Origin of the sequence: Streptomyces sp. NPDC088261, assembly GCF_044740805.1 — a bacterium.
Taxonomy (GTDB): Bacteria; Actinomycetota; Actinomycetes; order Streptomycetales; family Streptomycetaceae; genus Streptomyces.
On record NZ_JBIURL010000007.1, the window covers coordinates 227,370 to 251,624 of the forward strand.

The 24,255-nt window shown below is 72.8% G+C and carries 16 protein-coding genes; 10 read left to right on the forward strand and 6 right to left on the reverse strand.

Features of this window, described 5'->3' with window-relative positions; translation table 11 throughout:
- From pstA to ACIODU_RS16520, 7 genes are all read left to right on the forward strand, one after another.
- Entirely contained in the window at nt 1-1,230 is a 1,230-nt protein-coding gene (pstA, locus tag ACIODU_RS16490) for a phosphate ABC transporter permease PstA (protein ID WP_401768085.1), read from the forward strand.
- Entirely contained in the window at nt 1,227-2,966 is a 1,740-nt protein-coding gene (locus ACIODU_RS16495) for a phosphate ABC transporter substrate-binding protein PstS (protein WP_401768087.1), read from the forward strand. The genes pstA and ACIODU_RS16495 overlap by 4 nt, the downstream gene beginning before the upstream one ends.
- Nucleotides 2,963-5,479, forward strand: a complete 2,517-nt coding sequence (locus ACIODU_RS16500) for a hypothetical protein (RefSeq protein ID WP_401768088.1) — start codon at nt 2,963-2,965, stop codon at nt 5,477-5,479. The genes ACIODU_RS16495 and ACIODU_RS16500 overlap by 4 nt, the downstream gene beginning before the upstream one ends.
- Before the next feature lie 275 nt (nt 5,480-5,754).
- Nucleotides 5,755-6,717: a hypothetical protein gene (locus ACIODU_RS16505; RefSeq protein WP_356423358.1), complete on the forward strand. Its 963-nt coding sequence runs from the start codon at nt 5,755-5,757 to the stop codon at nt 6,715-6,717.
- Between the two features lie 99 nt (nt 6,718-6,816).
- Nucleotides 6,817-8,283, forward strand: coding sequence for a hypothetical protein (locus ACIODU_RS16510; protein WP_401768089.1), 1,467 nt, complete (start codon nt 6,817-6,819; stop codon nt 8,281-8,283).
- Nucleotides 8,284-8,372: 89 nt separating this feature from the next.
- Nucleotides 8,373-9,293, forward strand: coding sequence for a sortase (locus ACIODU_RS16515; protein ID WP_401768091.1), 921 nt, complete (start codon nt 8,373-8,375; stop codon nt 9,291-9,293).
- Between the two features lie 41 nt (nt 9,294-9,334).
- On the forward strand, nt 9,335-10,177 hold the full coding sequence (locus ACIODU_RS16520; RefSeq protein ID WP_356423367.1) for a phosphate ABC transporter ATP-binding protein: 843 nt from the start codon (nt 9,335-9,337) through the stop codon (nt 10,175-10,177).
- Between the two features lie 50 nt (nt 10,178-10,227).
- Here ACIODU_RS16520 and ACIODU_RS16525 read toward each other — a convergent pair whose 3' ends face one another.
- Genes ACIODU_RS16525 through ACIODU_RS16535 form a run of 3 tightly spaced genes read right to left on the reverse strand, consistent with a single transcriptional unit; the run spans nt 10,228 to nt 14,513 of the window.
- Nucleotides 10,228-10,899, reverse strand: a complete 672-nt coding sequence (locus tag ACIODU_RS16525; protein ID WP_401768092.1) for a hypothetical protein — start codon at nt 10,897-10,899, stop codon at nt 10,228-10,230.
- Nucleotides 10,896-13,670, reverse strand: a complete 2,775-nt coding sequence (locus ACIODU_RS16530; protein ID WP_401768093.1) for a molybdopterin-dependent oxidoreductase — start codon at nt 13,668-13,670, stop codon at nt 10,896-10,898. Before ACIODU_RS16530 ends, ACIODU_RS16525 begins: the two co-directional genes overlap by 4 nt.
- A gap of 15 nt (nt 13,671-13,685) precedes the next feature.
- Complete coding sequence (locus ACIODU_RS16535; RefSeq protein WP_401768095.1) at nt 13,686-14,513, reverse strand: FAD binding domain-containing protein; 828 nt, start codon at nt 14,511-14,513, stop codon at nt 13,686-13,688.
- A 304-nt stretch (nt 14,514-14,817) separates the two neighbouring features.
- Here ACIODU_RS16535 and ACIODU_RS16540 point away from each other — a divergent pair, with 304 nt between their 5' ends.
- From ACIODU_RS16540 to ACIODU_RS16550, 3 genes are all read left to right on the forward strand, one after another.
- Nucleotides 14,818-15,723, forward strand: a complete 906-nt coding sequence (locus tag ACIODU_RS16540; protein ID WP_401768097.1) for an AraC family transcriptional regulator — start codon at nt 14,818-14,820, stop codon at nt 15,721-15,723.
- Nucleotides 15,724-15,857: 134 nt separating this feature from the next.
- Entirely contained in the window at nt 15,858-16,511 is a 654-nt protein-coding gene (locus ACIODU_RS16545) for a hemerythrin domain-containing protein (RefSeq protein ID WP_401768281.1), read from the forward strand.
- A gap of 110 nt (nt 16,512-16,621) precedes the next feature.
- Entirely contained in the window at nt 16,622-17,587 is a 966-nt protein-coding gene (locus ACIODU_RS16550; RefSeq protein ID WP_401768099.1) for an LLM class flavin-dependent oxidoreductase, read from the forward strand.
- A 153-nt stretch (nt 17,588-17,740) separates the two neighbouring features.
- Here ACIODU_RS16550 and ACIODU_RS16555 read toward each other — a convergent pair whose 3' ends face one another.
- The 3 genes from ACIODU_RS16555 to ACIODU_RS16565 all read right to left on the reverse strand — a co-directional run bounded on the left by ACIODU_RS16555 (nt 17,741) and on the right by ACIODU_RS16565 (nt 24,187).
- Nucleotides 17,741-20,668: a poly(A) polymerase gene (locus ACIODU_RS16555; protein WP_401768101.1), complete on the reverse strand. Its 2,928-nt coding sequence runs from the start codon at nt 20,666-20,668 to the stop codon at nt 17,741-17,743.
- Nucleotides 20,668-22,848, reverse strand: coding sequence for an RNA ligase family protein (locus ACIODU_RS16560; RefSeq protein ID WP_401768103.1), 2,181 nt, complete (start codon nt 22,846-22,848; stop codon nt 20,668-20,670). The genes ACIODU_RS16555 and ACIODU_RS16560 overlap by 1 nt, the downstream gene beginning before the upstream one ends.
- 721 nt (nt 22,849-23,569) lie before the next feature.
- The gene (locus tag ACIODU_RS16565) at nt 23,570-24,187 is read right to left on the reverse strand and encodes a TetR/AcrR family transcriptional regulator (protein WP_356423386.1); all 618 of its coding nucleotides are present in this window, start codon (nt 24,185-24,187) and stop codon (nt 23,570-23,572) included.
- Between the last annotated feature and the right edge of the window lie 68 nt (nt 24,188-24,255).

The following is a 24,255-nucleotide window of genomic DNA, read 5'->3' on the forward strand; positions in this document are numbered from 1 at the left end:
ATGACCACAGCACCTCCGCGCCCGCGCACCACCCTGGCCGCCGAACGCCCGCCGCCCGCAGACCCGTTGGGCGAGCGCCGCCGCGACACGTCGCTGACCCGCGGCAGCGACGTGTACGCGCTGGTCGGGGCCGCCGCCGCGTCGTTCGCGCTCACCGGCCTGCTCTTCACGCGGCTGCTGCCCTTCAACGGCCTCGTGGGCTTCGTCGTGGTCGCGTACCTCCTGTTCCTCGGGGTCTACGCGCTGCTCGTGTCCTTCGACGAGTCGGGACCCGCCGTCCGCGACAAGGTGGCCGGGGTGGTGATCCAGAGCCTCGCGCTGCTCATGCTCGTGGCGCTGGTGTTCGTGGTCGTCTACACCCTCTTCGAGGGCCGCGAGGCGCTGCCGCACCTGAACTTCTACACCGAGGACATGCGCACGGCCGGCCCGCTCGACCCGCTGTCCGCCGGGGGTGTCCTGCACGCGGTCGTCGGGACGCTGGAGCAGATCGCCCTGGCGCTCGCCTTCACCGTCCCCGTCGGCCTGGTGTGCGCGGTCTTCCTCAACGAGGTGCCCGGCCGGTTCGCCCGGCTGGTCAGGACGGTGGTGGAGGCGATGACCGCGCTGCCGTCGATCGTCGCCGGCCTCTTCATCTACGCCACGGTGATCCTGACGCTCGGCCTCGGCCGGTCCGGGTTCGCGGCCTCGCTCGCGCTCGCGGTGATGATGCTGCCGATCATCATCCGGGCCTCCGACGTGGTCATCCGGCTCGTCCCCGGCACCCTGCGCGAGGCGTCGTACGCCCTCGGTACGTCGCGCTGGCGCACGGTGTGGCACGTCGTCCTGCCCACCACCCGGTCGGGACTGACCACGGCGGTGATCCTCGGTACGGCGCGGGGTGTCGGGGAGACCTCCCCGGTGCTGCTGACGGCCGGGTTCACCGCCGAGCTGAACGCGAACCCCTTCAACGGGGCGCAGGTCTCGCTCCCGCTGGCCGTCTTCGAGTTCGTCAAGTCGCCGGAACCCACCATGATCGCCCGGGGTTTCGGCACGGCGGCGGCCCTCATGAGCCTGGTCCTGCTGCTGTTCATCCTCGCGCGGGTGATCGGCGGCCGTAACTCCGGCCGGCTCAGCCGCGGCCAGGAGCACCGCCGCGTCCAGGCGTCCCGCAAGGACGCCGAGCGGTTCGCCGCGCGTGACAGGGCGCACACCGCCCCGAAATCCGTTACAGATCCAGGGAGTTCCCAGTGAGAGCCGTACCGCTCACCCGTACGCTCGTGCTCCTCGCGGCGCTGGCCTGCGCGCTGGCCGCCGTCCATCCACCGGCGTGGGCCGAGTCGTACACCAAGCTCAGCGGTTCGGGGTCGACCTGGAGTTCGAACGCGCTGGACCAGTGGCGGCGCAACATCGGCGCCAACATCGGGCTGACCGTGAACTTCTCGGCGTCCGGTTCCTCGGTGGGCCGGGAGGAGTTCAAGAACGGCGTCTCGGACTTCGGCGTCTCGGAGATCCCGTACGGGCTGACCGAGGGCCGGACCACGGACGTGCCGCCCACCAAGCGCAGCTACGCCTACATGCCGATCGTGGCCGGTGGCACCTCGTTCATGTACAACCTCAAGATCGGTGGCAAGAAGGTCACCAATCTGCGGCTGTCCGGTGAGGTGATCACCAAGCTCTTCACCGGCAGGATCACCATGTGGAACGCGCCGGAGATCAAGGCCGACAACCCCGGCCTGACCCTTCCGGCCCGCCGCGTCGTCCCGGTGGTGCGCTCCGACGGCTCCGGTACGACGGCCCAGTTCACCACCTGGATGGCGAAGAAGCACGGGGCGCTGTGGAACGACTACTGCCGCAGGGCGGGCCGGTCCACGCCGTGCGGGATGACGTCGTACTACCCGGTGATCCCCGGGTCCTCGACGGTCGCCAAGTCCGGCTCGCTGGGTGTGTCCGGCTTCACCAAGCAGTCCAGCTTCGAGGGCGCGATCACGTACGTGGAGTACTCGTACGCGATCAAGACCGGCTTCCCGGTCGCCAAGATGCTGAACAGCGAGGGGTATTACGTCGAGCCGACCTCGTCGAGTGTGGCGGTGGCGTTGCAGCAGGCCCGTATCAACGAGAACAAGAACTCGCCGAACTACCTCACCCAGATCCTCGACGGCGTGTACGTCAACCGGGACCGCAGGTCGTACCCGCTCTCCAGCTACAGCTACATGATCATCCCGACCTCCACGGAACTCGGCTTCACGGCCGGCAAGGGCAAGTCGCTGGGCACGTTCGCCAACTACTTCCTCTGTGACGGCCAGCAGCAGGCGGAGGAGCTGGGCTACTCGCCGCTGCCGATGAACCTGGTGCAGGCCGGCTTCAACCAGGTCCGGCGCATCCCCGGCGCGCCGGTCGCGGACATCAAGATCAGCACCTGCCGCAACCCCACGTTCTCCTCCGACGGTTCCAACACGCTGGCGAAGAAGGCCCCTTACCCCAAGGAGTGCGACAAGCGGGGGCCGACGCAGTGCTCCACCGGTACGGCGGGCGCGGCCCGCGAGGAGACACCGGTCGTCCCGGCGGCCCGCGGGAACGGTGGCGGTAACTCCAACTCCCGTGGTACGGGCGGCGGTTCGGGATCCGGCACCACGGGCGGTGGCAACGCGGCCGCCACGGGCGGGAGTTCCGGCTCGGGCGCCACCGCGGACGCCGACGGGAACGGCACGGGCGGCTCCCCGGCCTCCGAGGGCGCCGCGGCGTCCGGCGGGACGGGGACCGGGGGCGCGGTTGACCCCGATACGGGTGAACCGCTGGGCAGCGAGGCGGGGACGGGCGACGCGAGCGTGGTCGGCACGCCGGTCACCCTGGCGTCCGGGGGATCCATGGGACTGCGCGGCGCGCTGATGGCCCTCTCGGCGGCCCTGCTGCTCGGTGTGGTCGTGGGCCCGCCGGTCGTGGCCCGCGCTCTGGCCGGCCGGGCCCGGCGCAAGGGGGACGAACGATGAGACGCCGAACCGACCGGCGCGAGGGGGGCGGGCGGCCCGACCGCCGTACGGCGGCGGGCGTGTGCGCGCTGCTCGGAGCCCTGGTCCTCGCGGTACTGCCGCTGCCGCCGGGGGACGAGGCCCAGGCCGCGGGGCAGGAGCGCGCGTCCTCGGCGCTCACCGTCCAGGGCAGGAAGGGCACGCTGGACGACTTCTCCAGTCTCAAGGTGACGGTGGGCCAGACGAAGGACCTCCGCTCGCAGGGCGTACGGGTGAGCTGGACGGGCGGGAAGCCGACCACGGGGTACCCGTCGTACAACTACCTCCAGGTGATGCAGTGCTGGGGCGACGACCCGAAGGGTCCCGACCGTGAGCAGTGTGTGTTCGGGGTGGCGAAGAAGGGGGACAAGGGCGGCGGCCTGGTCGCGCTCCGGCAGCTCGACGGCGACCCCGCCGAGACCGAGTACGTGAACAACGGCACCGCCGAGTCCTTCGTGCCGTTCCGCCCGGCCAACGGGGAACCCGCCACGACCGGCAGCCGCGACTTCACGTACTTCAGCAACCTCGACACCAACGAGGAGCTGTTCGGCATCACCCGGGCCGACGGCACGGGCGACCTGGTCTTCCCGGTGCAGACCGCCCGGGAGGCCCCGCATCTGGGCTGCGGCGAACGCCTGGGGACCGGTGCGTCCCAGAAGGTGCGGAACTGCTGGCTGGTGGTGGTGCCGCGCGGCGAGCACGACGTCGACGGCACCGGGGGCAACAACCAGATGTTGCAGAGCTCCCCGCTCTCCACCTCCAACTGGGCCCAGCGGCTGGTGTTCCCGATGGGCTTCCAGCCCGTGGGCGACGGCTGCGCCCTCGACAAGGCCGAACGCCGCATGATCGGCTCGGAGATGGTCACCGACGCCCTCACCTCCTGGCAGTCCCGGCTGTGCGCCGGCGGGGAGACCCGGTTCACGTTCAGCCAGTCCGGCGAGGACTTCGCGCGGTCGCAGATCACCGAGCCCACGGACTCCGCGCCCGGGCTGGCCTTCACGATCGACCCGGTCAGGGCGCCGAAGGGCGCCGCGCCCGTGGTGCACGCGCCGGTGGCGCTGAGCGGACTGACGGTCGGGTTCTTCTGGGAGCGGGAGGGCGAGACCGCGGTCGAGGACATCAAGATCACCCCGCGCCTGCTGGCGAAGATCCTCACCGCGTCCTACATCAACGACGTGCGGCTGATGACGGGCGCCGAGTCCACGGTCCCCGCGCACCTGGTGGGCAACGCGGCGTCGATCGTCGTGGACCCGGAATTCCTGGATTTGAATCCGCAGTTCAAGGAAGGCGCGCTTAATCCGCTCGCGAACGCCGGAGCGATCATGCTGATCGGGGACGTCTCCGACGTGAACGGTATTGTCTGGCGCTATCTCCAGAGCGATCCCGAGGCGCGTGCCTTCCTCAAGGGCGAAGCGGACCCGTGGGGCACGAAGGTCAATCCGTACTACAAGAAACTGAACCTGGACTCGAAGGCCCCCGTCGATTTCCCCAAGGTCGATCCGACCGAGACCGAACTCACCAGCGACGGCAAGCACATCACGTACGGCCAGCTGGACTGGGCGCCCTATGTGGCGGACATGCACCAGGGGGCGCTCTTCGTCCGCCGGGGGAGCAACGGCGGGAAGTCCCGCATCGAGCAGGACACCTCGGCGCCCGAGGGGGTGAAGCTGGTCGGCGTCCCGCCGACACACGGCAGCCGGCGGGCGTACGGCATCGTCGACACGGCCTCCGCCGCGCGCTACCAGCTGGGCGTCGCCGCGCTGCGGACGTCCGACGGCCGGTTCGTGAAGCCCACGGACGCGTCGATGCTGAAGGCCGTCGGCACGATGAAGGACACGGCCGTGGCCGGCGTCAGGGCGGCCGACCCCGGCAAGGCCAGGGGCGGGGCCTATCCGCTGACCATGCTGACCTACGCGGCCGCGTCGACGGACCTGGACAGGCCCGTGCGCGAGGACTACGCGCGCGTGCTGCGGTACGCGGCAGGTCAGGGGCAGGTGCCCGGGTACGGGCCGGGGGAGCTTCCGCCCGGGTACGTACCGCTGCCGGCCGCGCTCCGGCGGCAGACCGAGGCCGCGGCGGACCGCCTGGAGAAGGGCAACCCGGAGGCGGATGCGTCGGGGGACGGCGCCTCGTCCGGGGGCGGGGGTTCGGGGAACGGCGGGGGCGGCGGGTCGGGCTCGGGCTCGGGCTTGGGCTCCGGCTCCGGTGGAGCCGGGGGAGCCGCCGGTGGTGGTACGGCCGGTTCCGGCGACGGCGCCGGCAGCGGCGGCGGTGCGGGTGAGGACTCCGGCGCCGGGCCCGGGAGCGGCGCGCCGACCGCCCCGGGGGCCGATTCCGCGACGGACAAGAAGACCGTCGCGCAGTCGGGCGGGGTGACCCCCGGCGGGGTGCTGGGCGCCATCCGCTGGGCCCTGCTCGGCGTGCTGGTGGCGGGCGGCGCCGCCGCGCTGGCGGGGCCCGTACTGCTGCGGCTCTCGGTACGCCGGTCCACCTGAACACCTGAACACCTGAACACCTGAACACTTGACGGCTCTTCATAGCTCTTCATGGCTCTTCGGAGAGGAATTCCCTTTCCTTTTCCCTGTCGCCGATCTTTTTGGAGATGCGTAGGCAATGCGCACGTAACCTGATCCGCCGCCGGAGTTGGTGGCCGTCAGCAGCTCCGTAAGGAATGGTTTGCGGTGGCCGGCCGACGGGTCGGTGGCTGCGAAATCCGGATTCTTCTTGTACGTCCATTCCTTGCTGTCTTACTCCACGGAGGAGAACAGAAGTGAACGTCAAGTCCTACGCCCGTATCGGTGCCCTCGTCGGCACGGCCGCCCTCGGCCTCGGCCTGCTCACCACCCCCGCGTCCGCCGACCCGTCCGGGCCCCGCATCCTCGCGGGCACCGGCTCCGACACCACCCAGGACGTGCTGAACGGCCTCGGCAACACGGTCGACAGCGGCGCCACGATCGCCTCGTACAACGCGACCGGCACGGCCACCATCCAGACCCGCGCGACCGGTTGTGTGATCCCCCGGCCCAACGGTTCCTCGGCCGGCATCGACGCGCTCCGTACCGCGGTCGACACCGCCTCGGGCTGCCTCGACTTCGCCCGCTCCTCCCGTACCCCCGCGGACACCACCACCACGGACCTGACCTGGATCCCCTTCGCCAAGGACGCGGTCTCCTACGCGTACCGCAGCGGCAGCGGCCTGCCCACGAACCTGACGACGGCGCAGCTGAAGGGTGTGTACGAGTGCACCCTCACCTCGCTCAACGGTGTCGCCCTGACGCCGCTCCTGCCCCAGGCCAGCTCCGGCACGCGGCAGTTCTTCCTCAGCTCCATCGGCGTCACCACGCCCGGTGCCTGCGTCACCAGCGGTTCGCAGGAGAACGACGGCACCGTGCTCGACACCGCCGGTGACATCGCGCCGTACTCGGTCGCCCAGTACTACGCCCAGGGCCGGGGCATCGCCGGTGTCCCGAACCGCCGCGGCTCCGCGCTGCTCGGCTCGGTCAACGGCCAGGCGCCGCGCATCGGCACCGCCCTCAACGCGAGCTTCCCGTACCTGCGCGACGTCTACAACGTCGTCCCCACCAACAAGCTGACCGTCGCGCCGGTCTCGACGACCTTCGTCGGCCCGACGTCCAAGGTCTGCAACGCCGTGACCACCCCCGCCATCGCCAACTACGGCTTCGGCGGCCTCGGTTCCGCGTGCGGTTCCACCACGCTCAAGGGCGAGCGCTGATCACCGCCGCTCCCTGACCGCGCCACGGCCGGGCACCCGCAGGGGTGCCCGGCTCCACGGCGTATCCGACAACCGACACCATCCCGTGGGGGAGAACAGATGTACCGCCTGGCACCACACAGATCACCCGTCAGCCTGCTGACCTGCTGCGCACTGCTCTTCGGCATGCTCGCGGCGGTGCTGGCGCTGTCCACCCCCGCACGGGCCGACGAACCGATCGGCACGTTCACCCTCGCGCCCGCCACGGGCAACACCGCGGACCCGCTGTCCGGGACCCTCACCACGAGCGCGGCCTGCCCGGCGCCGGTCGACCCGGCCTCGCCGTACCAGAACCTGCGGGTCGAACTGTCCAACGAGGACGGCTCGTACCGGGAGCGACTCGTGACGACCATCGACGGCGCGCCCTACGACGGGGCAGGACCGGTGGTGGCGGACCTCTCGAAGACCGGCCCGGACGGGCTGCTCAACGTCTCGCTCGACGAGGCCGCCGCCTTCATCGACCGGGCGGACGCCAACGGGAAGATCCTCGACGGTGACTACGTGCTGGCGGCGGGCTGCGCGCCGGTGGACAACGTCGTGAACGGATACTTCAGCGCCGTCGTCCGGGTGACCGCGGGCTCCTGGAGCCTGGTGGAGGTACGGCCCACCCAGACCGAGCTGACCGCCACCCCGGCGGAGGGCCAGGCCGGCGCGACGATCGAACTCACCGCCACCGTGACGCCGGAGGACGCGGCCGGATCGGTCGTCTTCCGCAGCACGCACGGCACACCCGCCGAGCTGGGCACCGCCGTGGTCGCCGGGGGCAGGGCCAAGGTCAGCACGACGCTGCCGGCGAACGCCAACCCGGCCCTGTACGAAGCGGTGTTCACGCCGACCGACACCGAGGCGTTCACCGAGTCGACCGGCACGCTCGGCGTCCCCGTCACCGCGCCCTCCCCGAGCCCCAGCGGCACGCCCACCGGCCCGGAGGAGCCCGCCGATCTCGACGTCATCGACGAGGCCGGCACGGCCCTCGACCCGAACCCGACGCTCGAAGCGGGCCAGAAGGTGTACGTCACCGCCCGGGGGTACGCCAAGGACGCCAAGGTCAAGGTCGCTCTCGCCGATTCCGGGGCGGCGCTCGCCGACGCGACCGCGAACGCCGACGGCACGGTCGACAAGTACCCCTTCACCGTCCCCGAGGACATCGTGGACGGGGAGCACACGCTGACGCTGGCCGAGGACGCGGCGGACGGTCACAGTGTCGCCTTCGTCTTCACGGTCGGGGGCGCGGGCGACCCGGACCCGGACCCGTCGGACGACCCGGGCGAGTCCCCCGCGCCCGAGCCGACCGACACGGACGGCGGTACGTCGGGCGGGGACGCCGGCGGGAGCGGCGACGGCGGCGCGGGTACGTCCGGTGGCGGTGGCGGCGGCTCCTCCGACGGCGGGGGATCGCTGGCGAGCACCGGCACCGACGCGCTCGCGGCCGGGCTCGGCGCGCTGTCGCTGGTGACGGCGGGCGCCGCGTGTGTGCTGTTCGTACGGCGCCGGGGCCTGCTGAGCTTCACGGCTCCGAGGCACTGAATCGCGCCACTGAGCAAGCCCCCTCTCACCCTTCTCACCCCTCTCACCCGTTCCATCCCACCTCTCCGCCTCGCGAGGAGCGCACCCCCGTGACCGTGCTGTCCCCGCCGCCGCCCCTCGCGACGGCCACACCCCAGCGACCGGAGCCCGCCACGCGGGCACGGCCGCCCGCCAAACCGGGGCTCGCGCTGCTGGGCGCGATCCTCTGTGTCCTGGCGGCCGTGCTGCTGGGCTTCGTCGCGAGCCTCACGGTCGTCGGGCATCTCCAGCACGCGCGTGACCAGGAGGTGGCGTACGACGAGCTGCGCAAGCAACTCGCCCTCGGGACGGCCCCGGTGGGGCAGCGGACGTACGACAACAAGCCGCTCGCGATGGGCGCGCCGGTCGCGCTGCTGAAGATCCCGGTCCTGGGCCTGCGCGAGGTGGTGGCCGAGGGCACCACCTCGGGCGTCCTGATGTCCGGGCCGGGACACCGCCGGGACTCCGTACTGCCGGGGCAGGCGGGCACCTCCCTGATCATGGGCAGGCAGTGGGGGTACGGCTCTCCGTTCGTGCACCTCGACCGGCTTCCCACCGGGGCGGTGGTCGAGGTGACGACCGGTCAGGGGAAGGCGTCGTACCGGGTCACGGGGGTACGGCGCCCGGGCGACCCGCTGCCGCCGCCGATCGGCGCGGGGCAGGGCCGCCTGACACTCATCACGGCGACCGGCGACGCGTACACGCCCTCCGGACTCCTGCGGGTGGACGCCGAGCTGACCAGCCCGGTGCAGCCCGCCCCGCCCCGGTCCGGGCGGATCGACGCGTCGGAGGAGGCCCTCGCGGGCGACGGCGGCGCCTGGCTCGCGGTCTTCCTCTGGTCGCAGGTGCTGCTGGCCGTCGCGCTGCTCACCGTCTGGGCGCACCGGGTGTGGGGCCGGTGGCAGACGTGGATCTGCGCGGTGCCCGTGCTGGCGGCGGCGGGTCTCTCCGTCGCGTCGGCGGCGACCCGCCTCCTTCCGAACCTGCTGTGAACTTCAGACCCGCCATGAGAACAGAGGAGCCGAACGAGACGATGACCACCACCCCGGACCTACTCGACACACTCGCCCTGCCGCCGGTGCGGGGTCTGACCAGCGGAGGTCCCGCCACGCTGGAGGCGGCGGGGATCTCCGCCTGGTTCGGTGACCACAAGGTCCTCGACCGGGTCTCGCTGACCATGCCCGCCCGGGAGGTCACCGCCCTCATCGGGCCGTCCGGCTGCGGCAAGTCGACCTTCCTGCGGATTCTCAACCGCATGCACGAGCTGATCGGTTCGGCCTCGTTGGCGGGCCGGGTGCTGCTCGACGGCGACGACATCTACGACCGGGGCCGGCGCATCACCCGCGCCCGCCGGGAGATCGGCATGGTCTTCCAGAAGCCGAACCCGTTCCCCGCGATGACCCTGTACGACAACGTCCTCGCCGGCCTGAAGCTGAACGCCATCAAGGCCCCCCGGGACGGCAAGGACGACCTGGTCGAGGAGTGCCTGACGAAGGCGGGCCTGTGGCGCGAGGTCAAGGACCGCCTCCGCCAGCCCGGCGGCGCACTCTCCGGCGGCCAGCAGCAACGCCTCTGCATAGCAAGGTCGTTGGCCGTACGCCCGCGTGTCCTGCTGATGGACGAGCCGTGCTCGGCCCTCGACCCGACCTCGACGCGGCGGATCGAGGAGACCATCCACGAACTGAAGCACGAGGTGACGATCGTCATCGTCACCCACAACATGCAACAGGCGGCCCGCGTCTCCGACTCCTGCGCCTTCTTCCTCGCGGAACAGGGCACGCCGGGCGCGATCGTCGAACACGGCCCGACGGACGACATGTTCAACCGCCCCCGCGACGAACGGACATCGGACTACGTGAACGGCCGCTTCGGCTGACAGCCGCCCGGGGGAGGACCGCCGGCCTTGGGCGCGTGCACGAGTCAGCGTCACTGGTTCCAGCCGTCGTCCTTCGGGCGGCGGTTCCGGCCCTGGGGGGTGAAGGTGAGGGTGTCGGCGACGGCGCCGTCGCCGGATCGTACGGCGAGCAGGAGGGGGTCCTCGTGGCTCGGCCACTTCTCCTGGCCCGGGTCGGTGCCGTTCCACAGGTGGAAGGCGACCAGGGGCCGGGTCAGGTCGTCGGTGACGTAGCAGAGGGTCTTGCTGTAGCGGGGGTTGTCGCCCCCGATCTGGACGGACGGGGGGCCGAAGGCCGCGGTGACGTCGGCCCACGTGCGGTCCTCCGCGGCCCATGGGCCAGCTGTGTCCCGCAGTTCGGCGTACGTCTCCGCGTCCAGGATGCGGTCCGGCGTCAACCAGCCCTCCGTGCGGGCGAATTCGGTGTAGACGGAGGACGCCGCGTACGTGAGGTGTGACGGGAAGTAGCGGGCGAGCGCGCCCTCCACGCCCTTCGGGCCCCACAGCCCGCGCCGCTCCCAGCGGTCCTTCTGTTCGTCCCAGACCCCGGGCCGCTGTTCCAGGACGAGGAGCTGGCGCATCAGGAACCACATGCTGGTGCCGAGTTCCCCGTACATGCCCACCCTGCGCAGGGCGAGGTTCAGTTCGTCCACGAGGTGGTGGTGCATGGCTTCGGAGGACGCGAGGGTCCGTTCGGTCGTCACTCGTCCAGTTTCCCGCGCCCACGGTGGTGTGGGGCCGTCACCCCCGCCCTGTCCAGCGCCAGCCAAACCCGGTCGCGGGTGAGGGGGAGTTGAGTGAAGCGGAGGCCTGTCGCGTCTCGCAGGGCGTTGGACAGGGCGGGGGCCACCGGGTTGAAGGGGCTTTCGCTCATCGATTTGGCGCCGAGGGGGCCGATGGTGTCGGCGGTGTCCGTGAAGTGGACCTCGGTGCGCGGGACGTCGGCGTACTGGGGGACGCGGTAGCTGCGGAAGGCGGCGGTCTCGACCTCGCCGCGTGCGTCGATCCGTACGTCCTCGAAGAGCGTGGCGCCCAGGGCCTGGGCGATTCCGCCCTCGACCTGGCCGCGGCACTGCATCGGGTTCATCACCGTGCCCGCGTCGGCCGCGTGCACACTGCGGAGGATGCGGATCTCGCCGGTGCCGGGGTCGACGGCGACGCGGAACCACTGGGCGTTGAAGGCGACCGACCGGGGAGTGCCGCCGAAGTGACCGTCGGCGGCCAGGGTGACTCCGCGCGCCTCCGCCGCCTCGTACAACTCTTTGAGGGGCAGCCGCCCGCCCGGGTGGACCACCGCCTCCTCCGTGAGCCGGCAGTCGGCGCGCGGGACGCTCAACTGGCCGGCGGCGAAGTCGAGGAGCAGGCCGGCGAGCGCGCGGGAGGCGCGCAGTGTGGCCTTTCCCGCGACGACGATGCCGGTGGAGGCGAAGGCGCCGGTGTCATGGCGGACGACGTCGGTGTCGGACTGCCGGACTGTGATCCGTTCGACGGTGGTGGCGAGTTCGCCGGAGGCGATCTGCCGGTGGACGGTCGTGGTGCCGTTGCCGAACTCGGCCGTGCCGACGGCGAGATCGAAGGTGCCGTCGGGCAGCAGGGCGGCGCGGGCGTCGGCGAGGTGGCCGCCGGGAGGGCCCGTGGCGATCATCGCGAGAGCGGCGCCCTCGCCGACCAGCCAGCCGTCCGGCACGGCGTCGGTAACGGCCTTGGTCAGCGGCTCCGCCCGCGCGCTTCGCACCACCCCCAGACATTGGTCGAGGCCGTAACTGGCGACGTGCAGGTCCTCGTCCCAGCCGCCGGGAGTGACCAGCGACTCTCCGGGCCCGATGATGTTCCTCGCCTTGAACTCCAGCGGATCCAGGCCGAGTCGGCGGGCGAGTTCGTCCAGGGCAGACTCGACCGCGAACATGACCTGGCCCAGCCCGTAGCCGCGATAGGCGCCGGCCGGGACGGTGTGCGTGTAGACGGAGAAGGCGTCGACCTTCTTGTTCGGCGCCCGGTAGACCGCCAGCGACTCGCCGACGCTGTGGAACATCACCGACGGGCCGTGATTTCCGTACGCCCCCGTGTTCGACACCACGCGCAGCCGCATCGCGGTCAGTGTGCCGTCGCGGCGCGCCCCGACCTTGAGGCGGACGGTGAACGGGTGCCGGGTGGTGGCGCCGTAGAACTGCTCGGCGCGGGTGTACTCCAGTTTCACCGGGCGGCGCAGCCGCAGCACCGCCAGCGCCACGACGTCCTCCACCAGCATCTCCTGCTTGCCGCCGAAGCCGCCGCCGACCCGGCCCGCGACCACCCGTACCCGCTCCTCCGGGAGGTCGTACAGCGCGCACAGCGCCCGCCGCGTCAGGAAGGGCGTCTGCGAACTGGTGCGTACGTTCAGCCGGTTGTCCTCGTCGAACCAGGCGAGCGCTCCGTGCGTCTCCAGGCTGGCGTGCTGGACACGCTGGGTGGGGTACGTGTCCTCGTACACGGCGTCGGCCTCGGCGAAGCCCGCCTCGACGTCGCCGATCTCGACGTGTGTCTCGCCGACGACGTTGTCCAGGGGACGGGAGATCCGGGCCGTCGCCCGGTCCTTGTCGTGCACGACCGGCGCGCCGGGACGCATCGCCTCCTCCGGGTCGAGGACGGCGGGCAGCACGTCGTACGTCACCTGGACCCGGCGGCAGCCCTCCTCGGCGGCGGCCTCGCTGTCCGCGACCACCGCCGCGACACGCTGGCCGATGTGGCGGACGGTGTCGTCGAGGACGCGGGTGTCGGCCGGGTCCTCCTCGGGGTGCTCGTGGCGCGCGGTGGAGAAGTGCCGCCGGGGAGCGTCGTGATGGGTCAGGACGGCGTGCACCCCCGGGACGCGCAGGGCGGCCGACGTATCGACGGCCACGATCCGGGCGTGGGCGTGCGGGGAGCGCAGCAGCTTCATGTGGAGCAGCCCGGGCAGGTCGACGTCGAAGGTGTAGCGGGCGGTGCCCGTCACGACCTGCGGCCCGGCGGGGGCCGGCAGGTTGCGGCCCACGGCCCCGCCGGGCGCGGGGGCCTCGGCGTGGCACACGCCGTGCACCGCGTCCTCGATGGCCCGGTAACCGGTGCAGCGGCACAGGTTGCCCTTGAACGCCCGTGGCAGGTCGGCGCGTTGTTCTTCGTCCAGGGCAACGGTCGTCATCAGGAACCCCGCTGTGCAGAAGCCGCACTGGAAACCCTGCGCGTCCAGGAACCGCCGCTGTACGGGGTGGAGTTCACCGCCCTCGGCGGCCAGGCCCTCGACCGTGGTGACCGTACGGCCGTCGGCGCGGAAGGCGGGGTAGAGGCAGCTGTGCACGGGCTCGCCGTCCACATGGACCGTACAGGCACCGCAGTCGCCCGCGTCGCAGCCCTTCTTCACACCGAACCAGCCGCCGTCGCGCAGGTAGGTGCGCAGGCACTGGCCGGGGCGCGGCTCGCGCGTGAACGGCCGGCCGTTCACCTCGATCCCGAAGGTCATGCGTGCTCCCTGTGCTCAGTGGTGTCGCTCGGCGGGTGACAGCGCGCGGCGGATCTCCTCCGCGTACCGGAGCGTCATGTGCCGCCGCCACTCCGGCAGCCCGTGGAGGTCGTCGAACCACTCGTCCGCGGCGACGGCCCCGTCGATCGCGGTCCGTACCTCGTCCGCCGTGGGCGGCCCGGGGAACGAGAGCCGGACCGGCCGGACGGTCGAGGCGGTGACCGTGAGCGCGAGGGAGCGGCCGGCGGGGTCGAGCGTGCCGATGACCAGCACGCCCGAGCGGCCGAGACCGTACAGCGACGCCTGCCGGAAGGCCGTACAGCACGCGAGGGCCCGGGCGGGCAGGGTGACGGACCGCAGCAGCTCGCCCTCGGCCAGCACGTGGCGGCCCGGGCCGGTGACGAAGCCGGTGACCGGGACGCGGCGCAGGAGACCGGCCTGGGAGCGCAGCAGGCACGTTCCGTCCAGCGCGGCGGTGAGGGAGATCATGGGGCCGGCCGGGAGGGCGTTGCAGAGGTTCCCGCCGACCGTGGCCATGTTCCAGATCTTGAAGGAGGCGAGGAAGGCACGGCAGCATTCCTCGAACAACGGCGCGGCCCCGGCGCGCAGCTCCTTCGCGAACCGGGACAGCTGGGCGATGGTGCAGGTCGCGGCGATCTCCAGTGCGCCGTCCGGGTGGACCGTGACCGGGGTCCAGCCGGTGCGGCTCAGGTCCACCAGGCGCCGCAGGTGTGGCTGCGGCTCGGAGAACAGGTGTGTCCCGCCGCCCAGCCAGGCATCACCGGGCAGCCAGGGCGCGGGATCGCGCGCGTCCCGTACCTCCATCACCGTGTTCAGGTCCATGACGGTCAGTGAATCAATCCGGGGGCGCTCGGGTCGGCTGGTTCATCACACGGAAACACGGACTTTCCCGGCGCGCACCCCGCGGGACCGGCCAGGAGACACCGGGCGCGCCGCGCCGGGGGCTCCCGGAGCGTTACGTTGGGAGGGCGGGCGTCACGTGGGGACGGCGGGCGTCGCGTCTGGACGGCGGGCGTCGTCGGCTCCGTACACGAGGAACCAACACCGTCGGCGTACGCGGTGAACCGCGCCCGCCCCGTCACACGTTTTCACTCTCGGAACGGCATCGACGCCCCGAGGAGGGACAGTGCCCCTGCACACCCCGACGATCGACACGATCGGCACGACGGAAGCCCGCTTCGCCTCGACGTACCGTGAGGTCCAGGTCGGCCCCGTGGGCCTCGGTGACGTCACCTTCCCGCACGACTGGGCCGTCACCTGCGACGACGTCGGCGCCCACTACTACGTCCACCTCCCGCTCGCGGGCCGCTTCGACTCCCGCCACCGCGGTGTGGATCTGACCCACACCCGCGAGGCCACCGCCGTCTTCCGCCCGGGCGGGGGATCGTTCACCGGCCGGTGGGCCGCGGGCTACCACGCGCTGTGCGTACGGTTCGATCTGCCGTCCATGAACGCCGCGTTGGCCCGGCTCCTGGGCGACCGCACACCGGCACGGATCACCTTCGGGCACACCATGAACACCGCCGCGGGCTTCGGGCGCGGCTGGGCGGACCTGCTGCTGTCGGTGAACCGGCAGTCGACCGCGCCGGACAGCCTGCTCCACCAGCCGCTCGTCGCGGCCCCGCTCGCGGAGAGCATGGTGAACGGCTTTCTCCTGGCCGCGACCCACTCGTACTCCGAACAGCTGAGGACCCCGGTGGGCGCCGCGCGACCGGCGGCCGTCCGCGCGGCGGTCGACCTCATCGAGGCCGACCCGCGGGCGCCCCTGACCGTGGCGCTGCTGGCGTCGTCCTGCGACGTCAGTGTCCGTACGCTCCAGAACGGTTTCCGGCGGCATCTGGGAATGTCGCCGATGGCCTATGTACGTGAGGTCAGGCTGCGCCGGGCGCACGAAGAACTGCGCGCGGCGGATCCCTTCGCCGAATCCGTCGCCGCCGTCGCGCGGCGCTGGGGCTTCCGTCATCTGGGCCGGTTCGCCGCCGCGCACGAGGCCACGTACGGCCAGACGCCTTTGCGGACGCTCCGCGGATAATCAATTTCGCTTGCCGGACAATTTCCCGGGAAATGAGTGGAGCCCTGTTAGTGTTCCTATTCGGAAAGCTCGAGGAACGCGGACACTCCTAGGAAAACGAAATGACCACCGAGCCCTACGCCGATGTGCGTGATATGTATATGGCGCATTCCATGTTCCGCCGCGAGATCGGCCTCGCGCCCGCCCTCGTACGCGGCGTGGCGAGCGGCGACACCGAGCGCGCGCGGACCGTCGCCGACCATCTGGACCTCGTGGACACCGTCCTGCGCCATCACCACCAGGGCGAGGACGTGCACCTGTGGCCCCGGCTGCTCACCAGGGGCGGCCCGGAGGCGGCGGCGGTCGTACGGGTCATGGAGGACCAGCACGAGGCGATCGAGCGGGCCAACGACGAGGTGCGGGACCGGGCGGCCATCTGGCGGGTCACCGTCGACCCGGCGGACGGCGCGGCCCTCGGTGACGCGTTGGGGCGGCTGTCGGACCTGCTGGCCGACCACCTCGCGATCGAGGAGGACCAGGCCCTTCCGCTGATCGAGAAGCACATCACGGCGGCCGAGTGGGGGCGGATGGTCGCCGAGGGCGGTGCCGACGTCGCGCCGGAACACATGGCGTTGATCTTCGGGATGATGGCCTACGAGGGTGACCCCGACACCGTCAGGGACGTCGTCGCCGGGATGCCGCCCGAGATCCGTCCGGCCATCGCGGACCTCGCCGGGCAGGCGTTCGCCCAGCACGCGGTGAGGGTGTACGGCACCGCCACGCCGCCGCGGACGGGGGTACGGCGATGACCGGCGACCGGCACGCGCGCGGCGCCGAAAGCGGGAGCGGGAGCGAACGGGGCAGCGGACGCGGCGGCGAATCCGCCCGTCGGTACGGTCGCGACTACGGTCACGACCTGATGTTCGGGGCCCTGCTGGAACCGCCCGCCGAGCGCCCGCAGGACGTCCTCGCCCTGGCCGGTCTGATGGAGGCCGTCGGACTCGACGTGGTGACGCTCTCGGATCATCCGTACTGGCCGGAACGGCTCGACACGATGGCCCTGCTGGCCGCCGTCGTGGCCAGGACGGAGCGCATCACGGTGATGCCGAACATGGCGAACCTCCCGCTGCGCCCGCCCACCGCCCTCGCCCGCACCGCCGCGACCCTCGACATCCTCAGCGGCGGCCGGTTCGAACTCGGCCTTGCCACGGGGGCCCAGCAGATGTGGGACCTGATCGTCGCCGAGGGCGGTCCGCGGCGGAACGCCGGCGAATCGGTCGAGGCACTGGAGGAGGCGGTACGGATCATCCGCGCCCTGTGGACCTCGGACGACGCGGTGAGCTTCGAGGGCGCGCACTACCGGCTGGCCGTGGTGAGGCCGGGGCCGCGTCCCGTGCACGACCTCGGCATCTGGCTGGGCGCGTACCAGCCCCGGATGCTCCGTCTGGTGGGCGCGGTCGCGGACGGCTGGGTGCCCAGCTCGCCGTTCCTGCCGCCGGAACACCTGCCGACGGCGAACCGGGTCATCGACGAGGCCGCGCTGGCGGCGGGGCGCTCGCCGGGGGAGGTGCGGCGCGGGTACAACATCGAGGGGCGGTTCGCGTCGGGCTCGGGGTCCGCTTCGGGTTCCGGCTCCGGGTCAGGGTCAGGGGCAGGGGCCGATTCCGCTACCGGTTTCCTGGACGGGCCGCCGCGGCTGTGGGTCGAGCAGCTGGCGGACCTCGCCCTGTCCCACGGAATCAGCGCGTTCTTCCTCTACCGCGCGGAATCCCCGGACGTCATCCGCCGGTTCGCGGAGGAGGTCGCCCCGGCGGTGCGCGCGATCGTGGCGGCGGAGCGCGGGAACGGCGCCGCGCCGGTGACGCCGGCAGCGCCCGTACCGTAGAAGCAGCCATCGCGGGCCTTCGTAAGGGACATGTACGGGTCGTGCCATTCGCGAACGCCAAGGAAATTCACTGAATTTCGTGGCGCGCATGACGGACGCGGAGAATTCCCGATTCCGTCCTGAGGGACGAGCAGGAAGAAACGGGGACGTCGATCAGTACGCGCCCGGCCGCGGTGTGGGCAGGGCGCCGCCCTCCGCCGTGCGGATCTCCACGCCGGGCAGGCCCCTGCTCCACCTTGTGGTGATCTCGGCGAGGTGGGACGCGGGTGGGGGTACGGCGCCGAGGCCGATCGCGTACGTCGCCGACGCCGGGCCCGTTTCGAAGGGGTGGGGCCAGGCGTGGGCGTCGGGTGTCCCGGTCTCTTCGAGAGCGGTGAGCAGGGCGCGCACGCGGCCCCGGAAGCGGCCCAGGATCTCTTCGAACTCCCCTTCCTCCGGGGCCCGTACGGTCAGGACCAGCCACGCGGCGTGCCTGCGGTGCAGGGGCGGGGGAGTCCGGAGTGAGGGCAGCGGATCGGTGCCGGTGGCCGCCGCGGTCTCCACGATGTCCCAGGCCCGGTAGAGCTCCTGGGACAGCAAGTCGCGGAAGCCGGGGCCGACTTGTGCGGTGCACAGGCGGACCGGGGCGGTCGGGGTCAGGATCCGGACCGGGGCGGCGGGGATCGGGACCGGGGGCGTGGGCGCGGTGGTGGCGCCGGTGGGCGTGAGAGCGACCGGGTCGCGCCAGTCCCAGGCGGCCCACGTCGCGAAGAAGTGCCTGAGCAGGTCGGCGGCGGGAACAGCGCCCGCCTCGCGGGTGGTGCGGGCCGCCAGTACGGACCAGGCCAGGCCCGGCAGCCCGCCGAACGGGGCGGAGTCGAGACCGCGCGCCTTCGCCCACTGCTTGACCTGGCCGGCCAGGAGGGCGAAGCCGCTGTGGTGGTGGCCGACGGCGGCTCGTACGGCGTCCGCGTCGCTCACCGCGCTCAGCGCGACCGCCGCCGCCTCGCCCAACTCGGCACGCCTGGAGACCGCTTCGGCGGGCGCGAGCGATCCGGTGGCGACCACACCGAGGTCGACGTCCAGGCCGCCGACGCTCAGCCGCAGGCCCGGCACCCGCGCGCCCGTCACCTGCCGCAGCCGGGTGGCGTCCGGCAGTGCGGCGGCCACCCGCGCCCGGACGTCCGCGAGGTCGACGGCGCCCGGCAGGGCCGCGATCAGGTCGAGGTCCGCCCCGGCGTGGGCGCCGCCCATGCGTCGTGATCCGACGACGTGCAGGACTCCGCCGGGCAGTGCGCGCGCGAGGTGTTGTGTGATCTGTGTGGCGTGGTTCTTTGTTCGGGGCGCGGTGAGTGTGGGGGATGGGGTGGGCGGCTGTTCCGGCAGCCAGCTCACCTTGCCCGTTCCCAGCGCGATCGTCGCCCGGGGGCGCATCGGCTCGTCTCCCCGGCGCGAGAGCACCACCAGTTCGCCCACCCGCGCCGAGACGCCGTCGCCCAGACGGTCGGCGGAGTGTGCGGCGACGTGGTGCGGATCCCGGGTACGGCCCAGGGTGAGATGCGGGGTGAAGCCTTCCGCGCGGCCCCGGCAGCGGGGAAAGCGGCGCTCCAGGGCGGCGTGCAGGTCCGCCCAGGGTGTGGGTCCTCCGGCGGCCGGGTCGAGCCAGACCGTCGCGTCCTCCCGGTGCCCGAAGGTGTGCACGCCGTGGAGCCGGGCCGTGAACGGCGTTGTCGCGGCGGCCACTTCGGCCAGGAGCAGTACGGCCCGCTCGAACGCCGACTCCGGGACGAAGCCGAAGAGCAGGTTGACGTGCGGCGGCCAGCGGTGGATCTGCGGGTCGTGCTCCCGTCTGATGTCCTGGATCGCGGGCCACACCTCCTCGGGCGGGAGCCAGGCCACCGCCGTACGGGCGGTGGGCGGGAGGTCGAGCGGGTCGGAGGAGCTGGTGCCGGCGGGTCCGGTTTGGTCCGGGGGCAGGCTTACCGGGGGCAGGCGCACCTCCACTTCCACGCCGTAGTGGTCCGAGATGTACAGCCCGCCGGGACCCGGTGTGTCGCCCCGCAGGGCCGCACGGGTCGCGCGAAGTCCCGCCGCCCCCAACAGGATCCGGTCCAGCCGGGACGCCCGGCCGGACAGGGAGGAGATCCGGGCCAGCGGGTTGACACCCGGGTCGAAGGTCGGGGTGCGGTCGCCGGGCCCGTGCACCTCCGTCCAGGAGTCGCGCAGCCCGAGGGCGGCGGCCGGTCCTTCCGGCCCGTCACGGCCGTCGTTGAAGTCGCCGAGCAGGATCAGGGGAGCGGTGAGGTCGGCAAGTCCCTTGCTGAGCGAGGTCAGTTCGCCCTGACGCCGTGCCGGGCCGTTGTCGGAGTGGTCGCTGCTCAGGTGGGTGGTGGCGACCACGAGCGGACCGCCCGCCGTCTCCACGACGACGGCGGTCACCGCTTTGTGCGGGCCGAGCGGATGCCGCCCCGCCTCGCGCATGGGCAGCCGGCTGAGCAGCAGCAGACCGGTGCCGTCGATGTCCTTGCCGCGTGGATCCGTACCGAGGGTGTAGCCGGCGCGGACCCAGGGGGCGCGCAGCAACAGCGCGAGCAGCCCGGCCTCCACCTCCTGCAACGCGATGATGTCGGCGTCGGACTCCTCCAGCGCGGCGAGCAGCAGGGGCCGGCGCCGGGCGGTGTCGACGCGGTCGCTGTCGTACCGGTCCCACAGGGTGTTCCAGGTCAGTACGCGCAGCTCCGCGCCCGTCCGTACGGTGGACGCGGCGGGCGGGCGGTCCGCGGCGCGCCACCCGGCCGCCGCGTCCCACGCGTACGGTGTGCCGGCCGTGAAGAAGGGCGCGCGCAGGACGCGCGGGTCCCGTGCCCGGCCGGCGTCCGACACGTCGATGCGGTCCACGCCGGTGGCGCGGTCCCAGATCACCTCCCCGTCGGCCTCGACGAACAGCACCCGGTGCCACGGGATGTCGCCCCCGGGGACGAAGGCGGGCAGCGGGACGCGTTTCGGGGCGGCGCCGCGCTGGGTGATCCCCAGGACGAACCGGGCCGGGTCGAAGCGGGGGTCCCAGCGGACCCGGTGGTAGATCTCGTCGCTGGTACGCATCACGTCTCGTTTCCGGCGGGGGCGCCGTCCCCGCCCAGACTGCCGTCGGTGTCCTCCACGGTCCCGGTCCGCCCGACGTACCACGTGCGGTGTGCCTCGCCGGGGTACGGCGGGTCGAACCGGTGCAGTTGTCCGGTGAGCACCTCCGGGGGCACCGGGTGGGCGCGCGTGGCGTTGCGCCGTACCAGCTCCTCCTCGCCGACCAGGACGACCACCTGTGTGATCAGCGCGTCGCGGCGGCGCGCCACCGCGTGCACCAGGGAGCGCTGGTGGCGGCTGAGGGACGTGGCGTCCCACACGACGGTCGTACGGCCGGACGCCAGCGCGGTGTCGAGCCGGTGCAGGCCCTCGCGCAGCACGTCCGCGTTGGCCCGCTGGTCGGCCCGGGAGCCGCGGGCCTGCCTGAGGTCGTCCAGCGAGACGCGGGTGTCGACCCCGGGGAGCCGGGCGGCGAAGGTGCTCTTCCCGCTGCCGGACGGGCCGACCAGGTGGATCAGCCGGGGGAAGTCGCCGTTCCGCCACCGCCAGGTCGCCGCCGCGGCCGCGTCGGTGGTGGTCACGCGCCCGGTGGCGTACGCCTCCCGCGCCTCGGCCCAGCACCGGTCGGCCGCGTCGGGGTCGCCGAGGCCGGCGAGGGCGTCGCGCAGGCCGGAACGCAGGGGTTCCAGCGGTGCCTCGCCGAGGAGTCCGGCCTCCTCCGCGTGCAGCGCGGACCAGTCGGCCTGCTCGCGCGCCTCGGCGCCCAGGCCGACCGCCACCGCGCCGGCGACCGCGTGCAGGACGCCCAGATCGGTGGCGAGCGCCAAGTGTCCGAGTCCTGTGCGCCGTTCGTCGTCGGGGTGGGGGCGGTGCGGCCTGGTGTGCAGGCCGACCAGGTCGGCGACCCGGCGGGCGAGCGGCATGCCGAGCGTCGCGGCCAACCGGGGTATCAGCGACGGCCGTCGGTGGTCGTGCAACAGGGCGGCGAGGACGCCCGCGAGCCGTTCGTCACCGGACCGCCCGAGGACGTCGAGCCTGGCGGAGACGTCGGCGGCGAGGGCTTCGCGGGAGAGCGCCGCGGGGGCGGCGTCGGCCGTGGCCGGGGCGTCCGCCCGCGCGGCGTCTGCCGGCGCGGCGGCTGATCGCGTCGCGGCTGACCGCGCCACCGTCGTTGCCGCCGGGTGCGCCCCGTCCGCGACGGCTGACCGCGCACCGGTCGTCCTGGCCCGGTGCGCTGCCCGCGCGGTGGTCGAGTGCGTCGCTCCTGCCGTGGCCGGGAGTGCCGGCCCGGTCGCGGCCGACCGAGCCCGGCCCGTCGGGGGCGAGCCCGTCGTGGCCGCCCGCGTTGCTCCCGCCCCGGCGGCCGAGGCTTTCGCCGTCGCCCCGTCCGACAGCTCCATCCCCACCCCCGCCGCGAGTGCCGCGACATGGGGTGGCGCGCCCGACCGTACCGCCCACAGCGCGGCGGACGGGCCCAGGCCGTTCTCGACGACCTCGGCGTACATCCAGTGGGTGTCGGTGCGCACGTGCCCGGGCCGTACCCACTTGGCCGTTCGCTCCGCGAACTCCCGCCGCCCGAAACCCTCTACGGTTCGTACGACGTACCCCTCCTGCCGCGCGGCGTCCAGCCGCAGCGTGCGCAGCGACCGTACGGCCCGCTCGTCCAGGACACCCCGCCACAGCACCTGCGGCACCGGAATCCCCAGCCGTCGCAGGAACAGAACCGTACGGTCCCACTCCAGGCACCGCTCGCCGTCCCAGACGGAGAACCCGTAGAACCAGCTGTCCAATGCGGTGTACGCGAGCGAGTGCCGCGCGTACAGGTTCTCCCCGCACACCCGCCACCCGGCGGGGATCGCCGCGCCGATCCGGCCCTGCAAGCCCTTGACCCACGCGCGCGAAGGATGGTGCCCGGAGTCGGGCGACCGGGCGTGCAGGCCGTCGGAGTAGAGGGTGGTGTTCTCACCGTCCAGCTTCTCGGTGACCACGACCTCGCGGTCCCGCAGCCCCGGCAGACCGGCCACCCGTATGTCGTCAGGCGTCGCCCCCGGCGACCAGGGCAGGTGCGGGGTACGGGGGTAGTGGACGCGCCGGGTGGTGGCCACGGTCACGACCGGGGCCGGACGCACGGACCGGCCGGGGACGCCGCCGGGCTCGTCGCCGGGCTCGTCACCGGGCGGGCCGGCGTGTTCGGACTGCATGCTGCCTCAATCCCCCCCCAGCGAAGCGGTTTGGCCCCGGTTCGCGGGTACCTGACCGATACGTGACCGAGGACGAGAGGCCGACTGTAGCCGAGCCCACTGACAGCGGCCCGTGCATTATTTCCGCCCCCGGGCGGACGGATCGGTGGCCGGCCGCCCGGGGCGCCGGTCAGTCGCAGCGGTCGCCGAGGTGTCCGCGCCGGGCGGCCGGCCGGGACGTGGTCACCACCGGTGCGGGCGCCCACCGGCCGCGGTGGGGCCGGTGCGGTGGGGGACCGTACGGCGACTGCCAGGCCGGGCGGTCGGTTCGGACCGGGCCGCGCGCGTCGCGGCCCGGGGTGGCCGCGAGGCCGGGGGTGTGGGGGCGCCCGGGGGCGCAGCCGGGGCAGCGGCGGAGCGCGAGGGGCGGGCAGGCGGGCACGGCGAAGAGCCGGAATGAGGACACGGTGAGGCACCAGTTCCAGGGAGAGGACCGCAGCGGGAGGGAGCGCGCCGCGGACGTGCGGCGTGCTCGGTGGATCAGCGCTCGGGGTGTCTCACTGGGAGTTCAACGGGGTGTCCTCGACGGGGTGACGGTGGGCGGAAGCACCGTAAGGGAAGACGGACGCGGGGCTCCACCGATTTTCGGGCGCGCCGGGGCGGCGCCCGTACCGCGGGAGGGTCTGGCCGCCGGCGTCGCGGAGGTCCGGCCGCCGGGGCCGCGCCCGTACCGCAGCGCCCCCTACAGCGACACCGTCAACTGCGTCCTCAGGTGTGCCCGCAGCACCCCCGCCATGTCCGTCGCGCAGCCGCTGAGCAGCCACTGCACCTGTAGCCCGTCCATCAGGGCGATCAGCTGCTGCGCCGCCGCGTCCGGTGCGATGCCGGTGCGCAGGGCGCCTTCGTCGGACGCCTGGGCGTACGCGCGTGCCGTGGACGCGACCGAGTTCCGGTAGCGCTCCACGAAGTAGGCGTGCGCGGGGTGTTCGGGGGAGGTCGCCTCCGCCGCGACCACCGAGAAGAGCTCCACGATGCCCCGGCGGGTGGCGTTCAGCTCCGCCAGGTCGGCGAGCCTCCGCAGCCGGTCGACCCCCTTCGCGCCGCCCAACGCGAGCCATTCGCCGTCCACTTCGTCGCGGTGCTCCAACACCGCGAACAGAAGGGACTCCTTGGTGGGGAAGTGGTGCAGCAGACCGGGGTGCGAGATGCCGCAGCGCGACGCGATCTCCCGCAGTGAGGCCCCGCGGTAGCCGACCTCGCCGAACAGGGCCATGGCGTGATCGATGATCTCACGCCGCTTCGCGCGGCCCTTCGCGTAGCCACGGCCCTTGGCGTAGCCGCGGTGCGGTTCGGCGGTCACTCGTCACTCTCCCCTGTCAGGTCCCCTCGGACAGCCCGGGGCCGGACAGCCCCGAGCAGACTCGCACA